The organism is Anaerolineae bacterium, assembly GCA_013178165.1.
GTDB lineage: Bacteria > Chloroflexota > Anaerolineae > Aggregatilineales > Ch27 > Ch27.
Genome location: JABLXG010000043.1, coordinates 1 through 20,948, shown reverse-complemented (window position 1 = coordinate 20,948; position 20,948 = coordinate 1). Strand labels below are relative to the sequence as shown.

Annotated in this window: 18 protein-coding genes; 3 read left to right on the top strand and 15 right to left on the bottom strand. The window is 63.6% G+C overall.

Features of this window, described 5'->3' with window-relative positions:
- Both HPY64_17320 and HPY64_17315 read right to left on the bottom strand, forming a co-directional pair.
- Positions 1-367 (bottom strand): 4Fe-4S ferredoxin (locus HPY64_17320; GenBank protein ID NPV68892.1); only part of this gene is annotated, 367 nt, incomplete at its 3' end.
- An 11-nt stretch (positions 368-378) separates the two neighbouring features.
- On the bottom strand, positions 379-2,811 hold the full coding sequence (locus tag HPY64_17315; GenBank protein ID NPV68891.1) for a molybdopterin-dependent oxidoreductase: 2,433 nt from the start codon (positions 2,809-2,811) through the stop codon (positions 379-381).
- Positions 2,812-3,133: 322 nt separating this feature from the next.
- On the opposite strand from HPY64_17315, the gene HPY64_17310 reads away from it, so the two are divergent.
- The 3 genes from HPY64_17310 to HPY64_17300 are packed head-to-tail and all read left to right on the top strand — an operon-like array spanning position 3,134 to position 6,824.
- On the top strand, positions 3,134-4,093 hold the full coding sequence (locus HPY64_17310; protein NPV68890.1) for a hypothetical protein: 960 nt from the start codon (positions 3,134-3,136) through the stop codon (positions 4,091-4,093).
- On the top strand, positions 4,090-4,995 hold the full coding sequence (locus HPY64_17305) for a hypothetical protein (GenBank protein NPV68889.1): 906 nt from the start codon (positions 4,090-4,092) through the stop codon (positions 4,993-4,995). The genes HPY64_17310 and HPY64_17305 overlap by 4 nt, the downstream gene beginning before the upstream one ends.
- Positions 4,992-6,824, top strand: coding sequence for a carboxypeptidase regulatory-like domain-containing protein (locus tag HPY64_17300; GenBank protein ID NPV68888.1), 1,833 nt, complete (start codon positions 4,992-4,994; stop codon positions 6,822-6,824). The genes HPY64_17305 and HPY64_17300 overlap by 4 nt, the downstream gene beginning before the upstream one ends.
- Before the next feature lie 34 nt (positions 6,825-6,858).
- Here the strand turns inward: HPY64_17300 and HPY64_17295 are convergent, their stop codons facing one another.
- The 13 genes from HPY64_17295 to HPY64_17235 form a co-directional block, all read right to left on the bottom strand.
- Positions 6,859-7,503 carry a V-type ATP synthase subunit D gene (locus HPY64_17295; protein ID NPV68887.1) on the bottom strand — a complete coding sequence of 215 codons (645 nt, stop codon included), beginning with the start codon at positions 7,501-7,503 and terminating at the stop codon, positions 6,859-6,861.
- Positions 7,500-8,924 carry a V-type ATP synthase subunit B gene (locus tag HPY64_17290; GenBank protein ID NPV68886.1) on the bottom strand — a complete coding sequence of 475 codons (1,425 nt, stop codon included), beginning with the start codon at positions 8,922-8,924 and terminating at the stop codon, positions 7,500-7,502. Before HPY64_17290 ends, HPY64_17295 begins: the two co-directional genes overlap by 4 nt.
- On the bottom strand, positions 8,921-10,741 hold the full coding sequence (locus HPY64_17285) for a V-type ATP synthase subunit A (protein ID NPV68885.1): 1,821 nt from the start codon (positions 10,739-10,741) through the stop codon (positions 8,921-8,923). Before HPY64_17285 ends, HPY64_17290 begins: the two co-directional genes overlap by 4 nt.
- A complete protein-coding gene (locus HPY64_17280) occupies positions 10,734-11,087 on the bottom strand; it encodes a hypothetical protein (protein NPV68884.1) in 354 nt (117 codons plus the stop codon). The genes HPY64_17285 and HPY64_17280 overlap by 8 nt, the downstream gene beginning before the upstream one ends.
- Positions 11,084-12,160 carry a V-type ATPase subunit gene (locus HPY64_17275; protein NPV68883.1) on the bottom strand — a complete coding sequence of 359 codons (1,077 nt, stop codon included), beginning with the start codon at positions 12,158-12,160 and terminating at the stop codon, positions 11,084-11,086. Before HPY64_17275 ends, HPY64_17280 begins: the two co-directional genes overlap by 4 nt.
- A 27-nt stretch (positions 12,161-12,187) precedes the next feature.
- Positions 12,188-12,820: a hypothetical protein gene (locus tag HPY64_17270; GenBank protein ID NPV68882.1), complete on the bottom strand. Its 633-nt coding sequence runs from the start codon at positions 12,818-12,820 to the stop codon at positions 12,188-12,190.
- A 1-nt stretch (position 12,821) separates the two neighbouring features.
- Positions 12,822-13,040, bottom strand: coding sequence for an ATPase (locus HPY64_17265; GenBank protein NPV68881.1), 219 nt, complete (start codon positions 13,038-13,040; stop codon positions 12,822-12,824).
- A 25-nt stretch (positions 13,041-13,065) separates the two neighbouring features.
- Positions 13,066-14,958 (bottom strand): hypothetical protein, encoded by a 1,893-nt coding sequence (locus tag HPY64_17260; protein NPV68880.1) that lies wholly within the window; start codon positions 14,956-14,958, stop codon positions 13,066-13,068.
- Between the two features lie 30 nt (positions 14,959-14,988).
- Positions 14,989-15,330 (bottom strand): hypothetical protein, encoded by a 342-nt coding sequence (locus HPY64_17255; protein ID NPV68879.1) that lies wholly within the window; start codon positions 15,328-15,330, stop codon positions 14,989-14,991.
- A 447-nt stretch (positions 15,331-15,777) separates the two neighbouring features.
- Positions 15,778-15,993 (bottom strand): hypothetical protein, encoded by a 216-nt coding sequence (locus HPY64_17250; protein ID NPV68878.1) that lies wholly within the window; start codon positions 15,991-15,993, stop codon positions 15,778-15,780.
- On the bottom strand, positions 15,990-16,367 hold the full coding sequence (locus HPY64_17245) for a hypothetical protein (protein NPV68877.1): 378 nt from the start codon (positions 16,365-16,367) through the stop codon (positions 15,990-15,992). Before HPY64_17245 ends, HPY64_17250 begins: the two co-directional genes overlap by 4 nt.
- A complete protein-coding gene (locus HPY64_17240) occupies positions 16,364-18,181 on the bottom strand; it encodes a hypothetical protein (protein ID NPV68876.1) in 1,818 nt (605 codons plus the stop codon). The genes HPY64_17245 and HPY64_17240 overlap by 4 nt, the downstream gene beginning before the upstream one ends.
- A gap of 182 nt (positions 18,182-18,363) precedes the next feature.
- Positions 18,364-20,948 (bottom strand): hypothetical protein (locus HPY64_17235; protein ID NPV68875.1); only part of this gene is annotated, 2,585 nt, incomplete at its 5' end.

Genomic DNA, 20,948 nt, shown 5'->3' with positions numbered 1-20,948 from the left:
CCACCACCCCGCGGTCCTCGTAGAAGATCGGGGCGCCCCACAGGCAGGCCCACTCGCAGTAGTGGCAGCCGATGCACTGGTCGACATTGATCTTGACGATGCCGTTTTCGTCCTTGCTGATCGCCGCTGTTGGGCAGACGGGCAGGCAAGGCGGGTTGGAGCAGTGGTGACAGGCCGTCGGCACATTGTAGACGAAAACGCTGGGTACCCAGGCCTCGCCTACCTTCTGCCAGCTGCCGCCGCCGTACTCGATCACCCGGCGCCAGTTGAAGCCCACCTCGTTGTTGGCCCGGTCTTTGCAGGCGATCTGGCACGCCTTGCAGCCGATGCAGGCGTTGATGTCCACATAGAAACCGTATTGAGTCATATCTTGGTCTCCTACGCTTTCTCGACCTGCACCATAATGCTGTGCTGCGGATTACCGAAGGCGTATGGCGTTGGCCGCTCATTCGTCAGGACATTGATGCTTCCGCGCCGGTCAATGCCGTTTGCATCTGGCGTATACCAGCCGCCCTGCGGGATATCCACCAGGCCGGGCATGATGCGCGGGGTTACACGAACCGGCAGAATCATAGCCCCACGCTGGTTCCAGACCTTGACGTTATCGCCATCTTTGATCCCACGCGCTTCCGCGTCGATCGGGTTCATAAACACGCGCTGCGGCAAGGCTTCCTCCATCCAGTCAATGTTGTCCCAGGTGGAGTGTGTGCGCCGCATGTAGTGGTGGCCCATGGCCTGCAGCGGGTATTCCTCAGCTTCTGGCCCGAAGGGGCTTTCCCATTCCTGGATGTACTTGGGGATGGGTGGCGACTGGGTCGGATCCCCGATCGTCTCGTTGAACCTGGCCATGTCAACCGAGAAGATCTCGATCTTGCCGGTCGGCGTCTTCAGCGGGTTAGCTTCTGGATCGGCAATATAGTCAGCGAAAGGCAGCGGGGTATCCGGATTGTAGGGGATAGTCATCGAGCCACGTGCAACAAACGAGTCGCGGTCGCCGTAGATGGCGCCATACTCGCTGATCATGCCGTCGATGAACTGGTTGTACCAGTCCTCTTCCGTCTTGCCGCCCTCGGTGAACTCATCATAGATGCCCAGCCGCTCGGCAAGCATGGCGTTCAGCTTGTAGTCGCTCGGCAGATCGTAGAGGGGGTCAACCACCTTCGGCATCAAGATCCGGCTGGGGCTGAAGGTCCAGTTGGAGCAGTGCCCCCACGTCTCCATGAACGTGCAGACCGGCAGGACGATATCGGACATGCGCGCCGATGGCGTCATGAAATGGTCAACCGTTACAATGAACTCGCACAGACTTTCATCCTTAAGGATTTCGATGGTGCGGTTGATATTGCTGTGCTGATTGACCAGCGTGTTGCCCGCCGGATTAAAGAGGAACTTGATGCTATTGGGCAGCGTCTCCTCGCCCTCAGCCAGACCCCGGATACCATCCTTGCGTCCCATTTCCTTGCCGCGCAGGATCACGTCGGTCCAGGAGTGAACCGGGAACGAGTAGGGCACCGGGTTCGGCGGGATGGAGAAGCCAGGCGCCGGGGCAAATTCGCCAGCCATAGGCGACCCCACGCCACCGGCAAAACTGCCGGGGATGCCAATGTTGCCGGTCAACGTAGCCAGCGCGCAGTTGAAACGAACCGGCTGCTCACCGTAAGCGCGGCGCTGCGGACCCCAGCCCTGGAACATCACTGCTGGCTTCATCGTAGCATATTCCCGGGCAATGCGGGTGATCGTATCGGCAGGAACGGCCGTGATCGACTCCGCCCAGGCGGGCGTCTTGGGAACGCCATCGCTCTCGCCCAGGATATAGGCCTTGAACGACTCGGCGTTCTCATAGCCTTCGGGCATGTGCTGCGCATCATAACCAACCGCGTACTTGTTGACCCAATCCTCATCGATCAAACCCTCGGTGATCATGACGTAGGCCATGGCGGCCATCATCGCGCAGTCTGTCCCGGGGCGGATCGGGATCCATTCGTCGGCCAGGCCAACCGCTGACATTGATAGGCGCGGGTCGATCACGATGGTCTTGGCGCCAGCCTTGCGGGCCAGCCTGACCATGTAGGCCGTGTTCGTCCCGTGGATCATCTCGGCCGGGTTCCAGGCCCAGAGGATGAATAGCTTGGTGTTCTGCCAATCCCAGCGGTGAGGGCTGGTGGCCGTGGTGCCATAGAAGGCCAGAGTCGCCGGGCGGGTGCACGCCGTTGAATAGCTGTTGTAGTACCCGAGCACGCCACCAAACATATTCATCAGGCGGCGGTTGGCGGTCGCACCGGTCATCTCGGTATAGGAGCCGGAAGCATAGTGAGTGTAAAGGGCCGAATTGCCGTACTGTTCCTTGATCCGGATCATCTCATTGGCCACCGTGTCCAGCGCTTCTTCCCAGCTAATTTCCTCAAATCGGCCGGAACCGCGCGGGCCAACACGGCGCAACGGTGTCTTGAGGCGGGTCGGGGCATAGAGACGGCGGCGATAAGCCCGGCCACGCATGCAGGCGATCAGGGCCGGATCGTTCGGATCGTCCGGTCGGTCGGTATCAGTCGTAATGCGAACTACCACGCCATCCTGCACATGGCACTTCAGCACGCAACGACCTCCGCAGTTATGCGCACAACCTGTGGGAATGACTTGAACCTCCCCCGCCGCCATGACCTTGGTCAGCGGGTAAATCCCGTCTACCAGGTCAACCTTGCTGGCCAACGCTGCCGTCGCTCCAGCCGCGGCCGACCACTTGAGGAACGAGCGGCGGCTGACGGAGGCATCGTTCAGGCGGGTGAGCAGGTTCGTCTGTCGACCTTTGCTCATGAACTTTCCTTTCTTACTGTCTGAGTGACAACATGACCTCAATGCCATTTCGGAAGAATTTCACAAACAGGTACCGGGGTGATCAGGCTCCTTTCTCTCTTACTTAATGGGAGTCCGCTGCACTAACAACCAATCGAAACGGTCAACGATGGTGACATAACGAGAGGAAAGACCTATCCTAGAATAAGGTCAACGAGGGGGCATTGTCTGTCAGTGAATTTCTCGATTTTGTCAGGAAAAATCTGAGTCCTCCCCCCAGCAATTGATTGCACCCCCCTGATCCCCTACAATTTGCTTAGCGATTCACTAACGGGGGGGATTTATGACGAAGTCAGGGCCTGCCTTAGGGCTGGTGTTTGCTGGCCTGATGCTCATCGCCCTTGGTCTGGGTGGCACTGCAGTGGACGCCCAGGATCGACCACCGCCAACCGTCACACCGCTCCTGCCCGATTCCATTGCCAGCATCGCTCAACTCGCCGCCGCTTACGCGAAATGGGAGACATCAGGCCACGCCGATACCTATGATGGTGGCCTGGGGGCCGATACGACCTGCGCCCGCTGCAAATCCCCTCTGAACTGGGACCCGACACATCCCGCCGCTGAAGCTGCTCTGGACTGTGCATCCTGCAAGCGTATCCCCGGCGAAGCACGCCCCATTCTGCAGGGCGGCGAACCTGTTCCCGGGGATGAATGGCATGATATTGGCTGTCCAATCTGCCATGAGCCAGTCGGTGAGTCTTTCCGGATCGCCCCCTCCTTCTGGAATCAGCAACTCGGCCAGTACGAGCCTGTCGAAACAGTTGAAGATTTATGCGCGCACTGCCACGAAGGCAGCCACGGCTTTCAGGTCATCGAAGAAATGGCAGCCGACGCTGCCCATCCCGGCATGACCTGCATCGATTGCCATGATCCTCACGGCGGACAGATCTTCTGTGAGAATTGCCATGATCCTTATTCCGGTCCCGCTGCCGGGGAACATGCCAACCATCCGGAAGTTCACTGTTCGGCCTGCCATGATCAGGGCGGCCTGGCCCTGTGGCATGATTACGACGAGCAATCGAACTATTACGGCATGGTCATCACCCGCCGCTTCGCCCATACGCTGACCTCATGGCCCTCGCACAACCTGCGCACCGAGGTTGACTGCCGACGCTGCCATCACGCGCGTGACGCGCTGCATCCGGCCATCGCCCAGACAGTACCATGTGGCAATGCCGCCTGCCATCCACAGGGCGCTGTGCTTTACTGGTGTCCGTTTTTCCCGCAAGGGGGATCGCAATGAGCGCACATCAGCTGTTCCGGAATGCCGGCCTGTTTCTGATTCTGCTTTTCGCCCTGGCGGCCTGCGCCTCCGCCCCACTTTCCACGCCGACTCCCATCCCTCGTGACGACACGGCCATTCGCGAAGCGATGCGCGCTGGCGTCCATGGCGATACCTACAGCCTGGAAACCGGCCCCAATACCTACTGCGCCCAGTGCAAGTCCCCTGCCAACTGGGACCCTGAAGCGGTCATTAATGCACCGCCCAACTGTGTCTCCTGCAAGTTCCCTAACGATGCACAGATCCGCGTGGCTGAGGGCAATCCAGTCGTGCCGGAAAGCCAGTGGCAGGGCATCCGCTGTGTAAACTGCCATCCGAGCGACGAAACCGGCAAAACCCTGGAGACAATCGCCTGGTGGGACCCGATCAGCAAAACGCACATTCCTCAGGAAAGCAGCACCCAACTCTGCGAACAGTGCCACCGTGACAGCGGCCGGGGGACGATGCGCCAGCGCGAGCTAGCCGATTCGACCGCCCATGCCGGGGCTACCTGCACCACCTGTCACAATCCGCACAGCGGCGCTGCCGCCTGCACGGATTGCCACAATGACGCAGACACCGAGACGGCTTTTGTGGATACCTGCTGGAAACCCTATCTGGCTCCCGAAGCCGCCGCCCCACACCCTGACTTGCGCTGCGAAACCTGCCATGACCATGGCGGCCTGGAAGCGCGCCCGGTTGAAGATCCTGCCGAGCCATACCTTGGGCAGTGGGCCACCTGGCGCGTTACCCTGATCGCCGGGGTGATCCCCTCCAATCATGTCTGGGTGTCGCACAATCTGGGCAGCGAGGTTGACTGTGCACGCTGTCACTACGCCAACAATCCCTGGGAGCTGGCTGTTGACGTGGAGAAACCATCATGAGGGCTACCGTCTGGGTTTTTTGTGTCCTGTTGGGCTTCGGCCTGATCCTGATTCCAGATGGCGTCAGCGCCCAGGGTTCCAACGAAGACCTGATCATCCTGATCGGCTCGCCGGGCGAAGGGGAAACTTTTTACACCCTTGGCAACTTCAGGCTGAGCATGCCCATTACCGGACAGGTCATCAGCTACAGTGCCCACGTGGAACCCTCCGAAGTCGAGGTGACGGTCGAACTGGTCGATACCAGCGGGAATACCCAGCGGATGACTGTTCCTCTGGATGACCAGGGGTGGTTCCACGCTTCAGCGGTGATGACCGGCCCGGATCGCCCCTGGCCTTCGGATGACCCGCATGTGATCGAAGACTGCGGGATGTGCCACAATGCCGACAGCCCGCTGACCCTTAACGATGACGTCGCCTACCTGATCGTCACCGCCCATTCCACTGATGGCCGGTCAGGACAGGCGGTGCGCAGCCTGCGCTTTGACCGGGGGACCACGCGCACTCTGCTGGTCACGATCGAGGGCCTTCCGCCCGGCAGTAGCGGCGTTCAGATAGACGCACGAACCAAAATCTACGACTGGCGCTGGCGCAACTTCTACGGCCCGGCAGTCGATGGCGTGGCGACGCTGGCGGTCGAAGGTCTGACCCATCATGATCTGACCTATCAGGTTTCGATGATTCCAGTGATCATCGATGGCAAACGCTACACGGCCGCTCCTCAGGAAGTCATCGTTCCTGGTGGGCAGGAGGCCCCGGTGACAATCTCCATGACAGCCAGCGCCGCACCGGGGACAATCTCTGGCCAACTTATGGATACCGGTGGACAGGCGATTAGCGGGAGTATACTGGCGATTGACCTGGCTAGCGGCGCAGGTCTAACGACTACTGCCGATGACGCAGGCCATTTTGTCTTCACCACTGTGCCGATCAGCCGCTATGCACTGCTGGCGCAGTCGTCTGGTTATGTTCACGCACCGCGCCAGATCGACCTGACCCGGACGCCAGAAGTGGAAGCCGAACTGCACCTCATCCCGGCGGGCAGCGGGACAGTTCGCGGTACCATCCGGCTGGATACTGGGGAATCGCTGCCTTTTGCCGAGGTCATGGTTGAGGGTCTACCAGTAACCCACGCTGACCCGCTGGATGGTCGCTTTGCCCTGCCCGGCGTTGCGCCGGAAGGCCCCCTGGCAATGCGGATTGCCGCCGCCGGATGTTATGGCGTTCAGCTTTCCAGCACAGAGCGCGATTACGGTGAGATTGCCCTGTCCCTGCGTTCCGATACCGAGATCATCCGCCAGGGCGGTGCGCGCCTCTACCGTCCGGCGGCGACCATCATCGCACATCTCGAAGGCGTGATCGCGCTGGAACGTGGCGTTTTGTGGAGTGTTGGCGCGGCTGGCGAGGACACGCCGCTGCGTGTACAGGCCGGGCGTTATCTGCTGGAAAGCACCGATGCCGACTTTGCCGTGGAGAGTCTCAGCAACGCGGAGCCACGCCTGTACGTGAGCCGGGGGGAAGTGCGGGCCAGCGATGAGACTACCGGGCAGATCTGGACGGTTGGCGCCAGCCAGACGCTGGCTCTGACAAACCCGACAGGCCGGCCAGTAACGTTGATCGCCGGGGCAGGCCCACTCCTACGGGCGGTGGCTGGATCAGTTTCACCATTCGAGCTGGCACCCTCCCCCGCCGAACAGCGCGACAGAGCTGTGCTAGATGCTCTGGTCACTGCGGCCCGGATCACCATGCTCCTGGCCTATGCGATCAGCTTCGGGATTTTCCCGATTCTGGTCGTTGTTGGGCTGGTACTCTACTTCCGTCGCCGAGCCTGAACCGCTGCCGCGTAGCGCTGCTACCGTTTCCACCTCACGATAGTTCCGCGGCCCGCTTGCGTTCCAGGGCACGCTTGGCCAGCTTGAGCCGGAAGTGATCAGCCCGCTCGCGCTCGTTGAGCGTCATCTGGATATAGGCAGCTTCGGCTTCCAGTTGCGGGATCAGGATGTTTTTGAGGGCGTTGACCCGCCGCGCCGTGCGCTCAATCTCGGCCACCAGGCGGCGCAGGCGCAACTCACTCTGCGCCAGATGAATGATCAGCTCTACTTCTGCCTCAAACGCCGCCGCTGCTTCATCAATCGTCAGCGAGGAGCCGATCACGGAATAGCCCCGATCCAGCGTTGAGCGGATCGCCCGCGCCTGTTCAATGACAGGCACTTTGACGCCCATGACATTGGCGCTGCCGATCTGCAGCGGCAGTTCGCCCTGGCTGGCCAGTGCCGCCGATCGCACCGCCTCCACACCCGCCGTTGCGTTGGCCCGCGCCAGGGCGCTCTGGGCCGTCGCCGCAACCTGTTGCAGCGTCTCAGTTTCTTTGAACACCGTATCCGCTACGCGGAGCAATTCCTCCATCAGGGCCGCACGCTTTTGTTCCAGCAGTTCGCGCCCCTGTTCGGCCAGCTTGATCTGCTCCTTACGCGTCAGCAGCGCCATCCGCGTGCTGGAAATGCTTTTCATGTGTTCTCCCCCGCCCCATCCCGCCGCTGACGGATCAGCGCGTCGGGGATGCGCTTGAGCATTTCCGGCGGCAATGGATCGAGCAGCGTCCAGGCCAGGTCGAGCGTTTCATCGATGCTGCGGTTGGTCTTACCCTGGCCGATGAAGCGCTGCTCCAGCCGGTCAGCGAAATCCAGGATAAGCCGTTCCTCGGCGGAAAGCGCCGCCTCCCCGATGATCGCTACCAGGCGGCGCAGATCACGGCCCCATGCATACAGTGCATACAGCTGGTCGGCCAGAAAGCGATGATCGGCCCGTGTTTTGCCCTCGCCGATTCCGGCTTTCATCTGGCGGGAGAGCGAAGGCAGAATGTCAACCGGTGGGTAGATGCCCTGGCGATGCAGGTCGCGGCTGAGCACGATCTGCCCCTCGGTGATGTAGCCGGTCAGGTCGGGGATGGGATGGGTGATATCGTCATCGGGCATGGTCAGGATGACGAGCTGAGTCACCGAACCGCGGTTACCCCGGATGCGTCCGGCGCGCTCGTATAGGCTGGCCAGGTCAGAATACATATAGCCGGGGTAACCGCGTCGGCCCGGCACTTCCTCGCGGGCAGCCGCCACCTCACGCAGGGCTTCACAGTAGTTGGTCATGTCGGTCATGATCACCAGGACATGCAGCCCGTGCTTAAAAGCCAGGTACTCCGCCGCGGTGAGCGCAGCGCGGGCGGTCATCAGCCGCAACACCGAAGGATCGTCGGCGCGGTTGACAAACAGCACTGTGCGCTCGGTCGCCCCGCTGGCCTGGAACTGATCCACAAAGAAACTGACCTCGCGGTGGGTGACACCGATCGCGGCAAAGACCACGGCGAATGGCTCCGCCTCCTGCCCCTGGCGCCCCAGCACCCGCGCCTGCGCCGCGATCTGGGCGGCCAGCTCGTTGGCGGGCAGCCCAGCGCCGGAGAAAATGGGCAACTTTTGCCCGCGCGTCAGGGTATTCAGGCCGTCAATGGACGAGATGCCGGTCTGGATAAACTCGCTGGGGTGGGTGCGCACCGTGGGGTTGATCGGTGCACCGTTGATGTCCAGCGACGCCTCTGGCACAATCAGCGGACCGCCGTCAATCGGCTGGCCGGTGCCATCCAGCACCCGCCCCAGCATCGTCAGGGAGACATCCAGGCGGGCCACATCGCCGCGAAAGCGGACGCGCGTCGCCCGCAGGTCCAGCCCGGTTGTCCCCACAAACACCTGGACGATGCCATGATTGCCGTTGACTTCCAGCACGCGCCCCAGCCGGACCCGCCCCTCCGGATCGATGATCTCGACCATCTCGTGGTAGGCAATTTCCGAGGTGCGTTCAATAAAAACCAGTGGCCCGCGAATCTGTGAAACTGTGCGGTACTCTTTGGTGACCAGCGATGGCCGCGCTAGATCAGCTTTCATACGCCCAGGCTCCCCCCGGCAGCACTGCCGCGCAGACGCTCGTCAAGCCCCTTAAGCAGCGGGATCACCTGATCCGGCGGCACTTCCCTGACCCGCGCGATCTGGGCGACTTCCGGCAGGCTGCGCAACTGTTCCAGCGCCGCGCCTTCTTCCAGCGCTGCCCGGCAGTGATGGTAGTAGGCCAGCAGCACGCGCAGCATCCAGTATGTCTTTTCCAGCGGGCTGTAGCGGTCGCTGGCCTCAAATGACGACTGCTGCAGGAAGTCTTCCTGGATCATCCGGGCGGCCAGCAGCAGCAAATGCTCCATCTCGGAGAGCGCCTCCGGCCCGACGATCTGGACGATCTCCTGCAGTTCGTCCGCCCGCTGCAGCAGGGCCATCGCCTCTTGCACCAGGTCGCCCCAGTCTTCGGCCACGTTCGCAGCGTACCAGCGCCGCAAATCGTACAGGGTATAGCTCTGCGTCCAGCTCACCGCCGGGAAGTGCCGCCGCCGCGACAGGCTGTAATCCAACGCCCACAGCGCGCCAACGACCGTCATCGAACTCTGGGTGATCGGTTCGGAAAAGTCGCCGCCGGGCGGCGAGACCGCGCCGATCAGCGTCAGTGAGCCGGTGCGCTGGCCTGATGCCTCGCCCTCCGGCCCTGCTTCCGCACCGTCGCTCCCCAGGCAGATCACCCGGCCGGAACGTTCATAGAATTCAGAGAGCCGGGCAGCCAGGTAAGCCGGGTAGCCCTCCTCGCCAGGGATTTCCTCCAGCCGCCCGGAAATCTCCCGCAGCGCCTCGCCCCAGCGTGAGGTCGAATCAGCCAGCAACAGCACGTCGTAACCCATGTCGCGGTAGTATTCACCCAGGGTGATGCCGGTGTAGATGCTGGCCTCCCGTGCCGTAACGGGCATATTGGAAGTATTGGCAATCAGGATGGTGCGGTTCATCAGCGGTAGGCCGGTGTGGGGGTCTTCCAGCGCCGGGAATTCCTCCAGCACATCGGCGATCTCGTTGCCGCGCTCCCCACAACCGACATAAATCACCACGTCTACGTCAGCCCGGCGGGCCAGCGCCTGCTCCAGCACGGTTTTGCCGGTGCCAAAACCGCCGGGGACAATCGCCGTTCCACCCCTGGCTACCGGGAAAAAGGCGTCGATCACCCGTGTGCCGGTCACCAGCGGCTGCCGGGCGGGTAATCGCTCCCGGACGGGGCGCGGCTGCCGCACTGGCCAGGCCTGCCGCAGCCGCACTTCGTGCGTCCGGCCATCGGCCTCTGGATCGGTTTCGATCACAGCCACGATCTCGTCGATCGTCAGGTCACCTGCACTGATATGGGCCACCCTGCCGCGCACACCGGGCGGGACCAGCACCGCATGGGTAATGGCCGGCGTCTCCGGCACGGTGCCGAGGATGTCCCCGCCGCTGACCACCTCTCCGGTACAGACGCGCGGCGTGAACGGCCAGCGCGTCCCCTGTGGCAGCGGGAAGGGGCTGACGCCCCGGTCGATGAAGTTGCCGCTCAGCGTCTGCAGGGCGGTCAGCGGGCGCTGCAGACCATCGTAAATCTGCCCGAGCAGCCCCGGTCCCAGCTGTGCCACCAGCGGCAGGCCGGTATTGACCACCGGTTCGCCAACCCGCAGTCCGGCCGTTTCCTCATAAACCTGGACGACTGCCAGGTCGTGGGCCAGCCGGATCACTTCGCCGACCAGCCCCAGCTCGCCCACATGCACCACGTCAAACAGCCGCACGGCCTCCAGACCGGTGACGCCCACAACCGGCCCGGCAATGCGGACGATCCGCCCGGCCTTTCCTCCTGTGTCCTCAGTCACCCGTCTCCTCCGCCTCTTCCCCGCCGAAAGCGATCCGCACCCCGATCGTGCGCCGGATCATCCGGGCGATCCGGGCGCTGCGCGTGATCCCGTCTTCCGCCGCCTCGCCGCCGGGGATCGCCAGGTAGAGCAGAGTCCCGGAAGCATCCAGACGCTTGAGCAGCGCCCGATCCAGGTGGGCCAGCAGGCTCTCCTCAATGGCCAGCAGGCCGGTTTCGCCCGCGTCAAGCCAGCCGGCGATCAGTTCCTCGGCGGCTTCTACGTCCTCAACGCCATGCGTTTCCACCCCGGCCAGGGCAAACCCGACAGCCAGATCGGATCGGACAACCACCCGCAGGCTGCTCATGCCGCAAACTCCAGATCATCAAGGATCGCCCCCGGTGCGAGGCCAGCACTGACCCCGTAGATCACCCGGCGCAGGTTTTCCACCTCGTTGACCTTGAGCGCCAGGTAACCCAGGGCCACGCCGATCCCCAGCGGATCGCGGGCGACCAGGCCGGCCCGCCAGCGTAACCGGTAACGGCGCAGGTGACGCTCCACATCGCTCAGCCGCCCCGAACGCCGGAAGGCTTCCAGCCCGGCGGCCAGCGGTTCACCATAAGGCGTACCGGCCAGCACCTGCGCGGCAGCAACCAGCGACGTCTGGGCTGCCGCTTCGTCCAGCACCGTCAGAGGCAACCGTCCCGGGCTGACCAACAACTCGCGTGGGCTACCGACCCGGTAACGCTGCAGATAGAGCGATCGCTCCGCTGGGAAGGCCGCCAGCCGGATCACGGTCAGCAGGTTGACCAGGTCGGCCTCCAGCGCCAGCGCGTCGCGCAGGAGCGCCGTTTCCGCCGGACCTTCCCGCGCCGCCGCCAGCGCCTGCGCAAAGTACCAGCGATCCAGGGCCAGTTCCAGCTCCGGCAGTTGCGCCCCGGGATGCACGGCACGCACCGCCAGCAGAGGCGAAGCCTGTGGCAACCGCAGGCTGGCCAGCAGATCGATCGCGCTGCGCACATCAGCAGCCCTGGCCAGCTCGGCCAACACCGCCTCCGACAGATCACCGATAGGCAACTGTGCCGCCCGAATTTCCGCCAGCGGCGCCCGATTCTGCAGGCCGCGCAGCAACGCTTTGAGGTTGTGAATGTCGTAGTGTTGCAATGCCAGCGCCAGCGCCCGGCCCTGCGGCGGGTCAAAAAAGCGCCGCACCTGCCCGACGGTTGCGCACAGATCCGCGCTGAGAGCGTGGTTAAGAGCTTCCAACAGGCTGACCCGGATCAGCGTGGATTCAATTGCTTCGCGGTAAGGCGTATGGGAAAGCGCCGCCAGCAGTCGCTCAAGGCCAGGCGTTTCAGCCAGCGCCCGGTAATCGTCCCGCCGCAACAGGCGGCCCTTCATGGCATGCAATCGTGCGTTGGCGTACTCGTAACCGGCCATGTTTCCCTGTAGCGGCCCACCCCGCCCTCAGGCGGAGGCGGGTTGCTCTCCATCAGGGGCAGGCTCCGCTTCCAGAAGCGCGGGCAGCGCGCGCTGCAACCAGGGCGTGGCCCGGAGCAGTCGGGCTTCCAGCGTATTGTCCACGACCACACGCTCCTCCGGGCTGACCGCCCGCACCCCTCCCCAGCCTTCCAGCACCCAGGCCAGCGTCACGTCATAGCCGCCCTCGCGGATGATCTGCTCCAGCAGGTTGCGGTCGCGCGGATCGGCCTGCAGGGTGGCCTGCTCGCCCGGCAACAATGACCCGTGCAGGGCGGCCAGCGCCTCATCGACCAGCGCCCGCAGGAGATCGGGGTAATCCGGCTCCTCGCGCGCCTGCGCCAGCCGGCTGCGCGCCTCCTCCAGCGCCTGCGCCACAATCGCCTGCTCCGCCTCGCCAATGATGCGGCTGGCTTCCAGCCTGGCCCGGTGCAACAAACGCGCCTGTTCGCCCGTAGCGGCCTCCGCCGCTGACCGGCGCGCTTCCTCAAACAGGCGGGCGGCTTCCTCCCGGGCGGCGGCCAGCAATTGTTCCGTCTCCGCCTGTGCCCGCTGCTCTACCGCCCGAACCCTGGCCTGCCCCGCCCCGGCAATGGCCCCCAGAATGGCATCCAGGCTCATATCAGCCGCCCAGCAGCAGGATCATGGCCGCTGTGGCAAAACCGAGGATGACCATCGTCTCCGGGATGGCCACCAGCAGAATGATCACGCCGGCCAGTTCCGGCTTCTCGGCGACGGCGCCAGCCCCCGCCGCGCCAATGCGCGACTGGGCAATGCCCGTCCCCAGCGCCGCCAGACCGATGGCCAGCCCGGCCCCGATCGCGGTCAGCCCATTCTCCATGCTGTTTCCCCCTTATCCGTCGCCGCTACTCATGAATCGCCAGCCGGTAGCGGAAAGGCTCATAAGCCCGCCCCCCACCTTCATAGAAGTTGCGGAAGAATTCCACGTAATGCAAACGCAGGCTCTGAATGGTAGGGCTGAAGGCTCCCAGCACCAGGTTAAGCACATGCAACAGAATCGCGATGATGATCCCGACGACGATGCTGCCGACTGCCCCGGCGATCTCCCCGGCCACACGGGCCAGGTACACCGACGACAACCCAATCGCCGCAATACGCAGGTAAGACAGCACATTGCCTAGCAGCCCGATCATCTCGATCGGGCCGATTACGATCCCGATCTTGCCCAGCGACGCCGACAGCAATACCGTCCCGACCAGCAGCAGGGCCAACGCCGGAGTCATGAAGCCCTCCGGCAACAGGTCCACAAGCACTCCAACCAGGATCAACAGCGCCACCAGCCCCAGCAACCGACCCCCCCGCTCCAGCAGGTGATGCCGATCCCGCCCCCGGACGCCTTCCCACAGGCCCAACAGCAACCCCAGCAGGATGTGCACCACGCCCACCGCCAGCGTCATCGCCAGCAGATCGATCAGGTGCGCCGGGCTGGCCCGGTCAAAGAGCAGCGGATGCAGGCCCAGTTCCTCGCCCAGCGGGCCGAACAGTTCGCCGAACAGCAGGCCAAACAGGATCGACCACCCCGCCCCGTAGGCCAGGATGGTTGTCAGATTGCGCAGCATACCCGGCTTGAAGCGCCGCCGCAGCAGGAGCATACCGCCCAGCAACACCGCGCCGTAGCCGATATCGCCCAGCATCATGCCAAAGAAGAAGGGCAAAAATAGGGCCATCAACCGCGTCGGGTCGATGCCGTCATAGCGCGGTGTGCTGTACATATGCACCAGGCCCTCAAAGGGCCGCGCCACCGCCGGGTTGGTCAGGGCCACCGGCGCGCGCCGGCGATCGACCTCCGTCAACGGCAGCGTATGCACGACAACACGCTCGCCAAATCGCTCATGCAGGGCCGTCTGCAGCCGCTCAAGTTCGGCCTGTGGCGTCCATCCCTGCACCACAAAGGTCTGTTCCGTCTCTCCCAGGCGGGACAGGATGTTATAGGTTTGCAGCTCATCCTGTAACATCCCCTGCCGGGCGGCCAGCGCCGGCCCATACTGCTGCCCCAGCGCCTCCAATTCGTGCTCAACCGCCGCGCATTCCTCGTGAACCGTGTTCAAGCGGCGGCGCAGCGAAGCGATAGCCGCATCGGGTGACGTGCTGTCAAATTCGCTGGGCAGGCGCAGGCGGGCGACATCCTGCCGGTCGAGCATCGTCCCGATCGCTTCGGCAAAGGCGCGCGGCACGGTGATCAGCATGGCCTGGGTCGCAGCGTCAATCGGGCCGAGCGTGACCTCGGCGCGGCCCCCGGTAATCTCCGCCGCGTGGCGCTGGATGATGCCGGGCACATCGGCATGCTCACGGCTGAGCAACAGGCCAAATGACACGTAATCCGCGTCGCTCGCAGTGGCAGGGAATAGCGGCAGGAGCTTGCGCATCGTCTCTTCAAAACGCGGCAACAGCTCCTGCTCCGCTCGCAAACGGTCGCGACGGTTGACCAGCGCCTGCAGATGCGGCAGCAGCTGATCGACCTGTTCGGCAAGCCCGGCGGAATCGGGTTCCGCCAACCGGCCCAATGCTGGATCAATCCGCAGGTAATCCACCATACCGTTGACCTGCAACAGCTGCAGGTTCAACTCCTCCTGACGGCGAAGGAAAACTGCATCCACCGTCAGCGGATGGATCATCCCCCCGGCGTCCTCCCCGGTGCGGTCGATGTGCAGGCAGCCCAGTTCGCCCAGCGTGTGAATAACGGGGAGGATATCCGCCTTCAGGCCGATGATCTGCAGGTGGACCATCTTATGGGTCATCGGTCTCGTTCCCTCCGGGCCAGGTACGCGTCAACGTTCCGCACGGACACGGCCAAGGACGATCGCCAGGATACGCTCAACCATGGCTGGGACGTATGCCTGAGGCGTTGCGGTCAGGCTCGCGGCCCGCTGGCGGGCTTGATCGACAATCTCCGCCGCCTCCCGGTGGGCTGCCTCCAGGATCGCATCGTGTTCAGCCTGACCCTGCTGGCGCCCCCGCTGCACAGCATCGGCTTTGGTCGCCGCCGCCTGCTGCCGCGCTCGCGCCAGTTGCGCCGCCGCCCCTTCCTCCGCCTCCCGGAGCCGCCGTTCAGCATCGCGTTCTGCCTGCAGGATGCGCTCCAACGGACTCAGGCGATCGCCAGCATTCATCGCTGCCGCTCCCGGCATCATGCTGCGCAGAGGAAAAGCCTCACCGCGCTCAAATTGGCACGGCAAACAAACGGAACACCACCAGGGAGTACGTCCCAACCGGGGATACCCATGACCCCGATCGGCTGTTCGGCATCGGTCGGGTCAGGGGCTTTAAGGATGGAAGGGATAATGGTTGACGCGCCAACCCAACCGATTCGACCTGCGACCTGACGTCGCAGCTAGCGCCTGGAAGCGAGGAGCGGCACGGCCCGGAGGCCATCCGCAAAACCAGCCTGCGCGTTGGAGCAAGCGGCCTGCGCCCCTGTGCTCTGCCACGCGCGCGGAAAACCCTCATGCAGGGCCGGGGGCCTGCACCACTCCCGTTTCAGACCCCGCGATTGCCCCGCCCTAGACTCAGTATAGCATAATGCACAGCGGCGGATACTTTGCCAGCCTGCTTGTTCCTCAGAACAACAACTCCCCGATCCGCGCTGCCAGAGTCACCGCCGCCACCAGTAGCAATGGCACAATGGCGACATTCAGCCAGCGCCCCCGCGCCTCCAGCAGCCGGCTGTCATACACACGCAAAGCCTCCCGGACCACCAGCAGGCCGATCAGCAAACCAACCGACACCATACTCAACTGAGACCACAGGGTCGCAGAAAGCAATGGGGAAGTCATCGCCGGATCACTTTCCAGCCAGCCGGGCCTGGCTGGCTACCCGGCCCAGCCAGCACAACCTGCAGGGCCGCCCCGCCCACGCTGAGCATAGCCAGCAACAGCAGCGCCAGCTCCCATGACCAGGCGTGCGCGTACATCATCAACGCGCTCAACAAGGTATCCAGCGCCAGGCTCAGGGCAACACCCAGCATCCACTCCAGATAAGACGGCGTGATATCCAGCAAGCGCACGAAAGCCATCCCCGGGCACACCAGCAAAAACCACAGCGTCAGCGCTGGGCGCAGCGGCGATGCCGGAAACACAAAAACCGTCAGGCAGGCTGCCGCGGCAGAGATGATGATGATCACCGGCCACAGCCAGGTTGCACGGGTCATTGGCCGCCTCCATCGTCGTCCTCTGGTTTCAGCGCCAGAATCAGCGCGTCCGGGCTGCTATGGACGACCGCGAACTGGCCGGAATCGATCAGGCTGTCCTGCAAATGCTGCCAGTCCTCCGGTGAAAAATGGTAGAACAATTCCAGGTAAGCCCCCTGGCTGCGCGTCAGAATCAGGTAACTGTAGGGGTTCTGCCGCTGCCGCAAGGCATTGATCATGGCGTCAGCCCCGCCAAACAACACCTCATCTTTGAGGGTCAAATAGCTGAAGCGCTCGTAATCGCGATATTTCCAGGGCAGGTTGTAGGAAGACGCCGCCAGCAGTGCGCCCGGCTCAGCGGTCTCGTACAGCGTAGCCACGGCCTCGAACTCGTCGGTGCTGATGTAGTCCATCTTTTCGTTGCCATAGCGCACCAGCAGGAAGCCAGCCAGCAGGCCGAGACTCACCAGCCCGATCATCACGGCTACCCGCCCCCGCTGTCCATCCGCCGTCCCGCTCCAAAAGAGCGCCGCCGCGAAAAAGGCCACAAACGGCAACGAAAAGAGATACACCCGCAACAGCATTTCGCCACCATAGTTCTGCAGCACCAGCAGGGCAAACGGCGCAGCCGCCAGCAACAGCAAGGAGAGATCGCGATGACCGGCCCGGATCCGCCGCAGCAGCCCCAGCGCGGCCAGCCCCCAGACGACCAGGGTCAGCCCCAGACGGCCATATGTAACCAGCAGATGACCGGGGCTGCCGCTCAGCCGTTCTGTGACATTGCGGTCGACAATCCTGCCGATCTGGCCGAAAGCCCCGATCACCATCTCCGGGTGGCCGCTCAGGAAGGCAGTCGTCATGTAAGCGATCCAGGTGGCCAGGACCACCCCCATGATCAGTGGCAACCCGCGCAACATGATCCGGTCGAACAGGGCCAGCAGAGTCACCGCCAGCAGCACAAAGAACGGCGTCAGTGGATGGCTGACAGTCACGGCGACGAACAGCACGAGGGCGATCAACAGCAGCCCGACCCGCTGGACAGGCGTGCTTGAGCGGGGCCAGCGGCTCGCTTCAGCTGCCAGCCATTCCTTCCCCAGCCACGAACGACGAACCAGCATTCGCAGACCCGGCACGCCCCACAGCAGGCTCTCCCCGACAGCCTTCGCCCTGAACCACCCCAGTAGAATCGCCAGGATGACCAGATAGAAGAAGTAGTTCAATCCCTGGGGGGAAAAGTAGTCCTGGCCGACATGGTTGGCCAGGTAGAAAAACCACACCCCCAGCCAGCGCAGGCGGACATCCTCGCCAACCGCGCTGAAGATCGCCAGCAATGGCCCCAGATACAACAGATTCAGGAAGACCGGCGTCCAGCTCATCAGCGCCAGGGCGCTTTCCAGGCCAGCAACCTGGGTAGCAAAGGCCGTCAGGGAAAAGAAACCGGGCCAGTTAAAGCGGGCATCCAGCATCGGTGCCGTCTGGCCAGTACGCATCACGTACTCGGTGAAACCAGCGTGTAACCAGGCCACCGGATAGCGCGGCGACTCTTCGATCAAGGCGGTGACCCCGTACAGCATGAAGATCAACACGACCACATGCAGCGCCAGCACCGGCCCGCGGACCTGAGGACGGGCCAGCGCCAGGCAAAAGCCGGCCACCAGCAACGCCAGCGCCGCCAGACTCAGCGGCGGCAAAGCCGCGATCAACCCGATATCGGTAATCCGCCGCAGGCTGATGGTCGGCAACGCCGCCAGCCAGAGCAACAACGCCAGCCCGACAGGGGCAAGCTGCATCAGCACGGCTGTGGCCGTGCTCTCCTGCTTCGTTTGATAATTCACTCTTAACGACCCAACTTGACTCGACAACGACATCGCAATTAGACCTATCTCACCAGTTTACTGCAGAATCGTCGATAACGCTTATGTTGCCCGGATGACACCGACCGGGCCTGTTGACGCGGCCCGGTCGCGCTTACATCAGAAAGAAGTCCTGAAGAAAGGAATCCTGACCGCGCAGAAGATCAGCTCTGTCCCGGTGGCGGTTGCGGCGGGCCGGGCGTATTGGTTGCCAGCGGATCGTCCGGCGGCTGCGCCAGCGGCAGTTCGGTCGCCGTAGCCGTTGGCGCTGGCGTGGGAGTCGGCGGTTCGGTCGGCAGGAGCGTCATCGTCGGCAACGGCGTCGCCGTCGGCAACGGCGTCGCCGTCGGCTCCAGTGTAGGGGTAGACGTCTGGGTCGCGGTTGGACTCGGTTCCGGTGTAGCCGTTGGCGGCGCAGCAGTCGGCGTCGGCGGCGCATCGGCGATGACAAGCTGATCAACCCAGTAGCCCGTGGAAGCTGCCCCTTGCGGCAGAGGAGCCGTGGTATCCAGGCGGAAGCGCAGCCCAATCAGCCGGCCACGAAACGCGCTCAGGTCCAGCGTGCGCTGCGTCCAGTCAACCACTGGCCCCGCTTCCTGCAGCAGTGTTACCCAGGACAAGCCACCATCCAGACTGACATCGACGGCCATCAGATCATTCTCGGCCAGAGCGCTGCGGAACCAGAAGCTGATCTGCGGCGCCGGTGCACTCCCCAGATCGATGGCCGCGCCAAAGGTCAACAGGCTGACCAGGCCACGCCCGCCAGCATCCGCGAACCAGCCTGCGCCGTTGTAGGCCGACTGTGCCTCCAGCCGCCAGCTGCCCTCAGCCAGCCAGCCGCCGCCGTCGAACGTCTCAACGAACGGCAACACTACCGGCACAGGCGTGGCAGTCGGCGTCGCTGTTAGAGTCGGCGTCGCCGTCACAACAGGGGCCGCAGTCTCCGTTGGCAGGGATGTCGCTGTCGACGCATCAGCAGGCGCTTTGACCGTGGCTACCGGTGGCTCCAGCGTCAGGGTAGCCGTGGCTGTCTCCAGGGGTGTCTCCGTTGGCGCAGGGGTAACTGCGGCGAGCGATGTCGCGGTCGGTGGTTCGGCCAGTAGCGCATCGGTTGGCGCGGCAGTGGCCGGTTCGGTTGGAAACGGCGATTCAGTTGGAACCGGCGTCATGGTGATGAAAGGGGGCACGGTCGGCGAAGCTGTCGGCTGCGGCAGGGCCGCCACTGCAACCTCACCCTCCACCTGAAAGGCGTCGATGGCGAACATGCCTGTCACGGCATGGACGCGCAGCGTATGCCAGCCTGCCGACAGGTTGCGGATCGCTGCCTGCGCTCCGTATACGTAATCCGGGCCTGTGCTGTTGATTGTCCCCAGCAACGCACCATCCACCTCGATCGCCCATGTGCCAAAAGCTGGATGCAGCACATAGACGATCACCACGCTTGTGCCGTAGAACGCCAGGGTCAAGGCGTCAGCGGCCTGCCCGCTGGTGTAGAGAAAGCTCCCGCCGCTGGCCTGCCCGGCCGTGTAGGTCGCCCACTCGCCGGTACGCGTCACCTGCGCATCGTCCGACTCGATCACCTGCCCGGCGGAGAAGTCGGCGCCAACCGGCTGATCAGTCGCCGTTGGTGCTGCTGTTGGCACTTCAGTCGGGGTAGACGTCGGCGGGACAATCGTGGAAGTTGCCGCTGGCTGGAGCGATTCCTCCAGCGCGATGCGCTGACCCTGGGCGGCAGCCATACCGCCTCCGTCAGTGGAAGCCCCCGCGCCGCCCGTCCCGGCCTGATAATGCACCAGGACACGCTCCGGTGAGAGGGCGTAGTTGTAGAAAGCCACCTCGTCAATCCCCCCGATGAAGGGATCGCCGTTGTAGGAAGCGGTACGGCCAATGGCAAAGTAGCCGTTGCTGGTATTCTGCGGACCGCTGGCCGTCCCGGTAGCGACTGCCACGCCGTTGACATACAGCGTCAGGGTATCGCCCTGGCGGGTGAAGACCAGGTGATCCCAGCCGCCAAGGGTGGGCGTCCCGGAGTCGGTCACGGTGAAAGCATTGCCACCCACGTAGACCGTCCCGCGCCACTGATCGTTACTGGTCACGCTCAGGCGATACTGCCAGCCCTTGTAGCCGGACGTATTGCCCTTGTGCACCACCACCCGGCTAGAGCCATCCAGCACGGTCAACATGGCCCAGGCTTCGACGGTGAAGTCGCCAGTGACGTTGAGGTTGGCGTTATCAGATACCCGGATGTAGCCGTTCGAGGCGTTGAACTGCATAGCGGTGTCGCCATCGCCGGTCAGCGCGCCTGGCACACCCAGTGTCACCTTGCCCATGATCGAGCCAGTATTGCCATCGGCGCTATCAGCGGCGGTGGTTCCAGCAGCCTCATTGAGCCGCCAGTAGCTCACCGGGCCATCGCTCAGCACTGCGAGGTTATACGCGGCCAAGAGCGGTGTAGCGGTTGCCGTCGGCGTCGCCGTGGGTGTGAGGGTGTTCGTTGGCGTGTCGGTCGGCGTATTGGACGGCGTCAGCGTCGGTGTGTTCGTTGGCGTGTTGCTCGGCGTCAACGTCGGCGTATTTGTCGGTGTCGCCGTGGGTGTATTCGTCGGGGTGTCGGTCGGCGTTGCCGTGTTGGTTGGTGTGTTCGTTGGCGTGTTGCTCGGCGTCAACGTCGGCGTATTTGTCGGTGTCGCCGTGGGTGTATTCGTCGGGGTGTCGGTCGGCGTTGCCGTGTTGGTTGGTGTGTTCGTTG